This is a genomic window from Aeromonas sp. R2-3 (assembly GCF_040908375.1).
GTDB lineage: Bacteria > Pseudomonadota > Gammaproteobacteria > Enterobacterales > Aeromonadaceae > Aeromonas > Aeromonas veronii.
The window spans coordinates 236,635-246,024 of the sequence record NZ_JBFODP010000030.1 but is presented as its reverse complement, the minus strand read 5'-3'; the positions used below and the strand labels follow the sequence as shown (position 1 = coordinate 246,024).

The 9,390-nt window shown below is 49.2% G+C and carries 8 protein-coding genes; 6 read left to right on the top strand and 2 right to left on the bottom strand.

Translation table 11 applies throughout. The features are described from left to right. Nucleotides 1–110: 110 nt before the first annotated feature. Both AB5Z02_RS16265 and AB5Z02_RS16260 read right to left on the bottom strand, forming a co-directional pair. Complete coding sequence (locus AB5Z02_RS16265) at nucleotides 111–1,025, bottom strand: Gfo/Idh/MocA family protein (RefSeq protein WP_368216476.1); 915 nt, start codon at nucleotides 1,023–1,025, stop codon at nucleotides 111–113. A 128-nt stretch (nucleotides 1,026–1,153) separates the two neighbouring features. Continuing rightward, nucleotides 1,154–2,035: a LysR family transcriptional regulator gene (locus AB5Z02_RS16260; protein WP_368216475.1), complete on the bottom strand. Its 882-nt coding sequence runs from the start codon at nucleotides 2,033–2,035 to the stop codon at nucleotides 1,154–1,156. Between the two features lie 105 nt (nucleotides 2,036–2,140). Here AB5Z02_RS16260 and AB5Z02_RS16255 point away from each other — a divergent pair, with 105 nt between their 5' ends. From AB5Z02_RS16255 to AB5Z02_RS16230, 6 genes are all read left to right on the top strand, one after another. Beyond that, nucleotides 2,141–2,749: a short chain dehydrogenase gene (locus tag AB5Z02_RS16255; protein ID WP_033113045.1), complete on the top strand. Its 609-nt coding sequence runs from the start codon at nucleotides 2,141–2,143 to the stop codon at nucleotides 2,747–2,749. 422 nt (nucleotides 2,750–3,171) lie between these two features. Continuing rightward, a complete protein-coding gene (locus AB5Z02_RS16250; protein ID WP_368216474.1) occupies nucleotides 3,172–3,750 on the top strand; it encodes a hypothetical protein in 579 nt (192 codons plus the stop codon). 286 nt (nucleotides 3,751–4,036) lie between these two features. Then, entirely contained in the window at nucleotides 4,037–5,536 is a 1,500-nt protein-coding gene (locus AB5Z02_RS16245) for a histidine-type phosphatase (protein WP_368216473.1), read from the top strand. A gap of 396 nt (nucleotides 5,537–5,932) precedes the next feature. Continuing rightward, nucleotides 5,933–6,853 (top strand): hypothetical protein, encoded by a 921-nt coding sequence (locus tag AB5Z02_RS16240; RefSeq protein WP_244775439.1) that lies wholly within the window; start codon nucleotides 5,933–5,935, stop codon nucleotides 6,851–6,853. After that, complete coding sequence (locus AB5Z02_RS16235; protein WP_194496491.1) at nucleotides 6,850–7,302, top strand: hypothetical protein; 453 nt, start codon at nucleotides 6,850–6,852, stop codon at nucleotides 7,300–7,302. The genes AB5Z02_RS16240 and AB5Z02_RS16235 overlap by 4 nt, the downstream gene beginning before the upstream one ends. Then, nucleotides 7,292–9,367, top strand: coding sequence for a hypothetical protein (locus AB5Z02_RS16230; RefSeq protein ID WP_368216472.1), 2,076 nt, complete (start codon nucleotides 7,292–7,294; stop codon nucleotides 9,365–9,367). Before AB5Z02_RS16235 ends, AB5Z02_RS16230 begins: the two co-directional genes overlap by 11 nt. The last annotated feature ends 23 nt before the right edge of the window (nucleotides 9,368–9,390 follow it).

Below are 9,390 nucleotides of genomic sequence, written 5' to 3'. Positions count from 1 at the left end.
CATGCATCTCATCCCATAACAACGGGGGGCCGCAACTGCGGCCCCCCGTTGTGTTTGGTGCGCTATCTTCGCGCACCTCGCATTCATATCCCTCAGGCTTCCAGCCAGCCTTACCCCCGCTTGTCAGCCAGCGCCACCAGCTGCTCTGCCAGCCGGTGACCATGCAGGTAGGAGGCGATCAGCTCGCTATCCGCCTTGCCGATTTCAATCTGTTGATACCAGTGATCAAGCATGGCGGCAAAGCCGCGCTGGGCCAGCACCGGCAGCCAGTCGTTGGGGCTAAGCATCTGCGCCTGCTTGTCGCGGGCGATGATGCCACGGGTGCAGTTCTCAAGGTGCAGGGAGAGATTGTCGCCGTAGGCATCGATGCGCTCCTCGGTGATTCCGGCGCTGCGGTTCATGCTGCCGCTGATGGCGCGATCGCCGCTCTGCCAGCTGACGCTAACCCCGGCCAGCAGGCTCTTGTCCTTCGTATCCGGTCGCAATACCGCATGAAAGTCGCCGCCCGGCACGCCGCCATAGAAGCAGAGGCTGTCGAGCACATGGATAAAGTCATCGAACATAAAATCCCGCGCCTTGCCCGGCAGGGCGAAGCGGTGCTTTTGCCAGTTAAGCTCGGTGAGCGGCTGGGCCCGTGCCTCGGCCATGGCGGGCAGATAGCGGCGGTTAAAGCCGGTAAAGAGGGCGCAATCTTGCGCGATGGCGAGGTTGGCCAGCGCCTCTGCCTCGGCCAGATTGTCGCAAAGGGGCTTGTCGACAAAGGTGGGGATACCTGCACGCAGGCACTGCTCGGCCAGCTCGCGGTGAACGGCGGTGGCGGCGTGGATCATCACGGCATCGGGACGGCTGACCAGCAGGGCCGCCACATCGGTAAAGCACTCGGCGACCCGATACTGGCGGGCCAGCTTCTTCAGCACCGCCGGATTGCGGGTACAGAGCAGCGGGGTGATCCGCTCGTCGCTCGCCAGCAGCGGCAGATAGGCTTTCTGGGCGATATCCCCCAGACCAATCATGGCAATGCGCATCTCAACTCCTTTTCACTCGATAACGGGACAAGCGGATAACTGCCCGCACCATCGCAGGATTTGTCCCGCAGATCCAGCCTGCCGTTAGCGCACTGGCTGGCGTGTGCAGCTCTGTGCAAACGGCGACGTTATCCGGGCATGGCTGGAGCGCTGACCGACTTGATTACATCGGCCAGCCACTCGATGGCGAGATTGCCCTGACTTTTGCGGTGTCTGCCGACCACCACCTCGAACGGCTGCGGCGCCCCGGCCAGCTCCAGCACACGAAAATCCCCGAGGGCGGCGATGGCCGACGGGATGCAGGCCGCCACGTCATTGACCGACATAAAGGCTTGCAGCGAGGTGTAACAGGGGAGCGTCGCCACCGCCGCGCTGGCAACCTGCTGCGGGCTCATCTGCCCTTCGAAATTACCGACGCTGTTGGCGAACTGCACAAAGGGGATGGCCGCCATATCCTGCGGAGCGTTGTCCGGAAGATATCGGGAGTCGCGGCGCAGCACGCAGCAGTAGTGATCCCGGCGCAGGGTGGCGCGCAGCAACCCCGGGTCGAGATAGGCATCAAAACCAATCACCAGATCGACCTCGCCGCTGGCCAGCGCCTCCAGATGCGTTTCGGCCTGAAAGTCCACCACATCGAGCCGGATGGAGGGCGCCTGAGTGCGCAGGGCGCTCGCCAGCCTTGGGATAATGGCGAGCTGGGCATATTCGTTGGCCATCACCCTGAAGGTGCGCTCGCTGCTGGAGGGCTCGAAGGGGGCTGCCACAAAGACCCCGTCAATATCGGCCAGGATCTGCTCGAACCTGGCGGCTAGCTCGCAGGCGTAATCGGTCGGCTGCAACCCGGCGCTCTGGCGGATAAACAGTTCGGCGGGAAAGAGATCGCGCAGCTTTTTCAGATGGCTGCTCACCCCCTGCTGGGAGATCTCCAGCAGCTCGGCCACCCGCGACACACTCTTGTATCTGACCAGCAGCACCAGCACCCGCATCTGCCTGATATCGATCTTCTCCACCCTTACCTCACCAATTTCAGTTGTATCACATACAAACCACCCATGATTTACATTGTATCAGTGGCTATCTAACCTTGCAGCTCTTCCAGCAAAGCGAGGTTAACGATGAAAACTGTCATTCTGATTGGTGCTCAGGGGAAAATGGGGCAAGCCGCCCTCAGTGGTCTGGGCAAGCACAAAGTCATTACCGCCAGCCGCTCCGGCGAGGGGTGTGATTTTCAGGTGGATATCACCAGCCGAGAGTCCATCGAGCGACTCTACCAAAACGTGGGCTCCTTCGATGCGGTGGTCAATACCGCCGGCTATTGCGAATACGCCCCCTTTGGCGAGATGAGCGACGAGCAGTGGCAAACCACCATCCAGAGCAAGCTGATGGGGCAGATCAATCTGGTCAATATCGGCCTCAACTACATCAATCAGGGGGGATCCTTCACCCTGATCTCCGGCATCCTCAATATCAAGCCGATCCCGCTGGCCATTGCCGATGCCACCACCAGCGGCGCCATCGATACCTTTGTCCAGTGCGTGGCCCACGAGCTGCCCCGTGGCATTCGCATCAATGTGGTCAACCCGACCGTACTGGAAGAGGCGTGGGACGTCTATGGCGAGATGATGCCAGGCTTCCAGCCGGTGCCGGGCGCTTTGGTCGGCAAGGCGTTTGAGCGCTCCGTCGATGGCTTTATTAGCGGCCAGGTGCTCTATGTCGATGCCTGATCCGGTTCAGGTGTGACCCCAATGCCTTTGTAATTCCTTGTCGATGTTTTTCCTCTTCCCCGACAGCGCCAGCTCTCGGGGCTTTTTGCATAGAGGAACCGGAGTAGCGACAAAATATGATTTCATTTCGACGACAACCCACAGATTTATGTCATCCGGGTCACTGTCAGAGCGGCCTCGTTTGGCTTACTATGGCGCTCTTGTCCCTGTTGCCGAGCAAAGGGACTATTTCAGGCCATTTGCCGGAATGAATGACCGCTGACCAACGCCCTATTTGGCCGCAGCTTATTGGCGCGGCCACTATTGCCTGTGCGCTATCGGCGCTTATAAAACGCGTTATTTATGGATGTATAACGATGAAATCATCAATTGCAGTCAAAGCCTTGTCGCCCTATATATTCGCAATATTGTCAGTTGGACTGATGTCCAGCGGATATCATGCGCTGCCGATCTATTGCGGCCTCGCCGTGGTGCTCTATCCGGTGCTAGTTGCCATGCTGGCCAACGACTGGGAAAAAGAGGGGCTGGTCTATCGCGAATCGACCCTGGTCGAGGTGGATGTCAATGTGCGCGGGATCCTTATCAAAGAGCAGAGACGGCATCTGGAGAATCTCTATTTTGTCTCGCCGGACGTGATGCAGACCAAACTCACCAGCCTAGCCCGCCTCAAACTGCTGCTCTGCGGCGCCATGTTTGCCGTGTCACTCTATGAATTCGCGCAGCAAGCCGAGGCACAATTTGCCCTGCCCGCCGTCAATCTGCTGGATATCAATCTGCTGGATATATCCGGCCTGATGCTCGGCCTTGGTGGGGTACTGTTTCTCGGCCACTGTGCGAGAAAAAGCCTCTCCCTCTACGGGACCTGTCGCCATAAAAACTATCTGGTGCAGAGTCATAACGAACCCGGCGTCCAGCTCTATAGCGCAGCCATTTCTACCAAGGCGGCAAACCTGCAAGTGACCCATACCCGCATGTTCGATGCCTTATTGGCGTGGTATTGAGCAACCCTTAATTGGCAACCTTTAATTGCCCCCCTTTGGATCAAGATGACGGGGCAGGAGGTAAGACAATAAGCCCCCATCCCAAACTCGCTCACTGACCACTCAGCCGTGACAGGCGCAGTGGTTGGTTGAGCCTCTATTGCCTTCCCTATAGCCATCTCCTGCCCCTCCCCTTGCTTACTGCTTTATCAGAAGTCATCAGCCTGTCATCTGGCTGACATCCCGCGGTCATTTTCAAGCCATAGAGTTTTTCACTTATTTTTCATATGGATAGATAAGGAACATCATGACTTTCCCGCGCTCTTCTTATGTGGCTTTGGCCGTCTCGCTGGTCTTGCTTGGCGGCTGCCAGTCAGAGAACGAATCGTCTGCCGACAGCCAGGGCAAAACCGCCTATCAATACAGCACCAAAGCGGTCTACAGCCCGCAGCAGCAGGCGGAGAGCTACGAGCCAGCGCCCCAGGGGTTCAGTCCGGTCTTTACCGAGATGGTGGCGCGCCACGGCTCGCGCTCCCTCTCCAGCCCGAAATATGACGTGCTGACCAAGCTGGTCTGGGAAGAGGCGCAGCGTCAGGGGGCGCTCACCCCCCTCGGGCAGGGGCTGGGAGGCAAGGTCGATCTGGTGACGGCCGCCAACCAGAAACTGGGCTATGGCCTGCTCTCGGCGCTGGGCAAGGAGGAGCACGCCAACCTCGCCACCCGGCTGGCGGCGCGGCTGCCGACCCTGCTCAACAGCAGCGAGCCCCACTGCATCAAGGTGGTCACCTCGGGCAAGGACAGGGCCAACGAAAGCGCCTTCTACTTTATGGAGAGCCTCAAGCGCAACGTGAGCTATGTCAGCGACTCGGCGCAGTGCTACCTCACGCAGGATGACCCCTCGAAGATCGACAAAAAGCTGGTCAACAAGTTCGAGCTCTACTTCCACAAGACCACGCCCGAGGGGGATTACGCCCGCTACCTGCCCGCCTATGAGAGCTACCAGCGCTTTATCGGCGACGAAGATGCCGGAATCGCCCCGGCCCCCGAGCTGGCCAGGGCGCTGGATCAGCTTAAAAACCTGAGCAAGACCAAAGAGATGGCCCGCAGCATGCTGGAGCGTATCTACAGCAAGGGCTTTGTCGACTATCTGGCGGGCGGCGTCGAGTTTGTCGCCATCAACCCGGAAGATGGCGGCATGACCTACGTGCGCGACGAGGTGGATGCGGCCCTGATGCTCTACAACCTCTTTATCATCGGCCCCGGCATGATCCGCGAAGCGCAGGCACAGGGCAGCGAACCCTGGGCGCTGGAGCAGTTCCTCACCCCGGAGGAGTCTGCCTGGTTCTCCTACCTCTCCGATGCGGAAGATTTCTACGAGAAGGGGCCGAGCTTTGCCAACCAGAGCGCCCCCTACGCCATTGCCCAGCCACTGCTCGACGGCCTGTTTGGCGAGGTGCAGCGTCAGGTGGTGGAAGGCGAGCAGAGCCGACGGGCCACCCTGCGCTTTGCCCACGCCGAAGCCATTATCCCCCTCGCCGCCCTGATGAAGCTGGAAGGGAGCCGTCAGGGGGCCAGCCCGGATCAGCTGTTCAGCCAGCAGAACAACGAGTGGCGCGGCGGCTGGGTCTCCCCCTATACCGCCAATATCCAGTGGGATATCTACCAGAACGGGCAGCGGCAAGTGCTGGTCAAGATGCTCTACAACGAAAAGGAGATCGCCTTTAAGACGGGCTGCCAGCCCTACCAAAGCGGCAGCCACTACTACGACTTCGAGGAGCTCAAACGCTGCTACGGCTATAACGGCTAACCCTTCGCACGCCGGATATGGCAATCACCAGGGGCGACCAGCAGGTCGCCCCAATCCACTCCCCTTCCCTGCCTGCCTGCCAAAGCGGGATATGGCTATAAAGCCGCCTTCCGGCTCCATTTGCTGATCAAGCTCAAAAAACGATTAATTTCTGATAGTTAGGTCACTTTAAGTCTCGCCTCGGCAGTTTCGTTTGGCTTACCATGGTCATTCAGAACCTGTTGAGCTGCGATGGGTTGCTGCCAACGCAGGTCAATGGAGCATATTGGAAGCTGTAATCCACGGGCGGTAGCGTGGGATTTTTACTTCGTAACCAATTGCTAAAGTCGGTACACCCATATATGCACAAAATACCATTAGTGACTCACTAAAAACTTTATATATTGGAATAAACGTATGTATATAAGCTCAATTGGACCGATGGATGGTGATAAATGGGAGTCATTGATTCAAGCTGTATTTAAAAGAAAATATGATACCTATCAAGAAATGCTCGCCTCTCCAGGTGATTTTGGTATAGAAGGTTTCGTATTAGCTGAAGGTATTGCTATACAATGTTACTGCCCAGACAAGCAATATGATACAGCAACTCTATATGATAAACAGCGTGACAAGATCACCACCGACCTAAACAAACTGGAATTATATGAGAAAGCAATAATTGCAAGAATTGGATGTTCAAAAATAAAAAAATGGATTTTCATAACTCCAGAAATATCTAAAAACGATTTACTTGCCCACGCTAGAACGAAAGAGATTGAGATGAGAAATAAAAACCTCACTCTTCTTGATAATACATTCACTGTGTTGATACATGATATTGGATTTTACATTTTAGACATTAGAAATATACAACTTGCTCAAGATATAAAGATTCAATTCGCCACTAATAACACCTCACAACTAGGTGATCCTAAAAACACGACCGAATACGATAAAAACATATATGACAAAAACAAAATCCGTAGCATTAAAAAAATGGAATATAATAAAGATACACACCTGAAATTAAATGAAATAACGAAAAGGAATTATTTTGATGGATATTCAATACTTAGAAGCATATACAATCAAACTCCTGAGCTTCACGAGAAAATATTAAGAATAATTAACACGTTCGAGGATTATGTCGAAGAAAACTCAGCCACATGGGAAGATAGTCCTAGAGAATTGATTACTCACATCCAAGATAAGCTCACTGAAAAACTTCGACAAGACCCTTCTATAAGCGCTATTGACAGTAATGATCTAACAAATATAGTCAATCATATGACAGCAAGATGGATTGCTGAATGCCCAATGAGAATAACTGAATGAGCAAAGTTAATTTCCAAAGAAGGAAAGCCTCAGTAATACCGGAGCTTAGACCTTTATATAAAATATCAAAAATTTTATTGATATTAAATTGTTGTTGCATTGGAAAAAAATCTAGCCTATTGAAACTTCATCTATTTAATTGGGCGATGTTAGATATGAAACGCTTAGATATGCTAAATATCTCGGCAATTCAAGGTGATTTAATTATAGGTATATGGGGTATTGATCCCTCTTTAAATATGGCAATAGAATTTGCAATATCAGAATCGTTAGTTGAAAAGCTATCTAATGGCGCATATAAACTATCAAAAAAGGGGGAATATTTCCTCTATCAGAGTGACTCAAAAGCACTATTTGAAGATGAATATCCAAAGCTACTTCAAATAGGGAACAAGATAACAGAAAAAATGGTTAATGCGGCAGCAAAAAGGTGGTGTAATGAAGTTTAAAAAACTATTGGTAAAGATCACCACAGAACATGATAAACACTTTGGTTATCATTTCAGTTTTTCCAGTGGCCTTAATATTATTCGAGGGGATAACTCCTCGGGTAAAAGTACTTTTGTTAACTCCTTAATTTATGCTCTTGGTATGGAGGAAATTATAGGAGCTAAGGGCCCTACAGCCCTACCTTATGCATTAAAAGATAAATTTGAATATGATGGTGTTGAAATATCTGTATTTGAGTCTGCCATATACTTAGAAATCGAGAACGACGAAAATAGAATAATAACACTGAAACGATATATAAAATCAAAAGATACTGATACGAAATTGATTCAAATAATTGAAGGTCCGTATCTTTCTAAAAAAGACAGCCAAAATTCATATAAAAATCATTTTACATTTGTTCATGACCCTGGCTCAGCACAAGATCCGGAAAGAGGATTCTATGCTTATTTAGAGCGTTTTATGAAACTATCTTTACCTGAAATTTCAGATAACAAAGGGAAAGGTGCAAAACTGTATCTACAGTCTGTTTTCTCCGCATTAATCATTGAGCAAAAAAGAGGGTGGACAGACTACATAGCTAACATTCCATATTATGGAATATCAGGCATGAGAGAAAAAGTGGCAAGTTTTCTACTTGATCTTGATACATTCAGAAACAATAAAAGACTAAGTGAATTATTAACATCAAGAGATAGGCTTTTCGCTCAATGGTCATCTAATATTACAGATATGAAATTAACGACCGAGTATAAGGGCATTGCATTTAGTGGTATCCCCAAAAACCCGGTTAATGACTTTGACTCCACACTTGTTAACATAGGCGAATGGGATAAATCTGAAATAAAAGATATTAGAAAGGTAAAAGAAGAACTTCTTTCACAGTGGAATGAGATAAATAAAAAACCAGTAGAAGATGACTCATTACCAAATGAATCAGCTGCTGACATTTTGATATTGCAAAATAATATTGATGAGCTACTTATAGCCCTAAGCATGTGCAGTAGCCAAATTAAAATCAGTGAATCACAACTCATTCAATATAACGAAAATCTAATCGATATTGAAAAAGATCTAAAAGCAAACAAACTAACATCTAAAATTATCAAGTTTGGAGCACAGCAGAGTAATCTAAGCATTGCCAAAGGAAAATGTCATACATGTATGCAGCCTGTCGATGACATTCTAATGCCACCAGATAGTCTGTCTATGCCCATGACTATAGATGAAAACATAGTTCATTTAGAAAACCAAAAAAACATGATTAAATCAATTTCAGCAGGGCTGGAAAAAGAGATCATGGCAAACAAAGAACAACTGATTACAATCACAAGAAAAATAACAGAACAAAAACAAATCCTAATTTCTCTAAAAAGAGATATGAAATCAACAAATCAAATAAAAGAAGCAGACATAAGAAAGAAAATAATAATAGAAAACAGAGTTAGCGAATTAGAACATGCAGAAAATGAAGTGGAAAAACTGGTAAGCAATTTCAATAAACTATCTGAAAGATATAAAAAAATACAAAAAGAAATCGCGCAACTATCAACTTACACACTCTCATTTTCAGACAAGAAAAAAGTCGATTTTTTAGAAAAAACATTTAAAGAACTAGCACAGAGCTTTGGTTATAGAAGCGCAAATATTAATGAAGTCAAAATTGAGCCTTCTACACTATTACCATATTTAATGGGAATTGAGCTACGTGAAAACATTGATACTCCAACTGAAAGGAAGCGCAACACTGCTGATATAAAATCAGATTCATCAGCAAGTGATTTTGTCAGACTAATATGGTCATACTTGATATCGATATACAAAACATCAGATACATATAATGGAAACCATCCAAGATTTATTATCTTCGATGAACCTGCGCAACATTCTATGGGCGTAAAAAGTATGAACAAATTGCTTATGGCATTATCTTCCACACTCAATTTGCAAAGTATTGTCTCTGCATCATTTGATGAAAGTGATGAAAACTACAAAGAATCCACTGAAGGCCTGACTGCATTTAACGTTGATATTTTACCAAGAAAACTAATAGGCCCATTATAAATAAAAAGGCGACCATCCGGTCG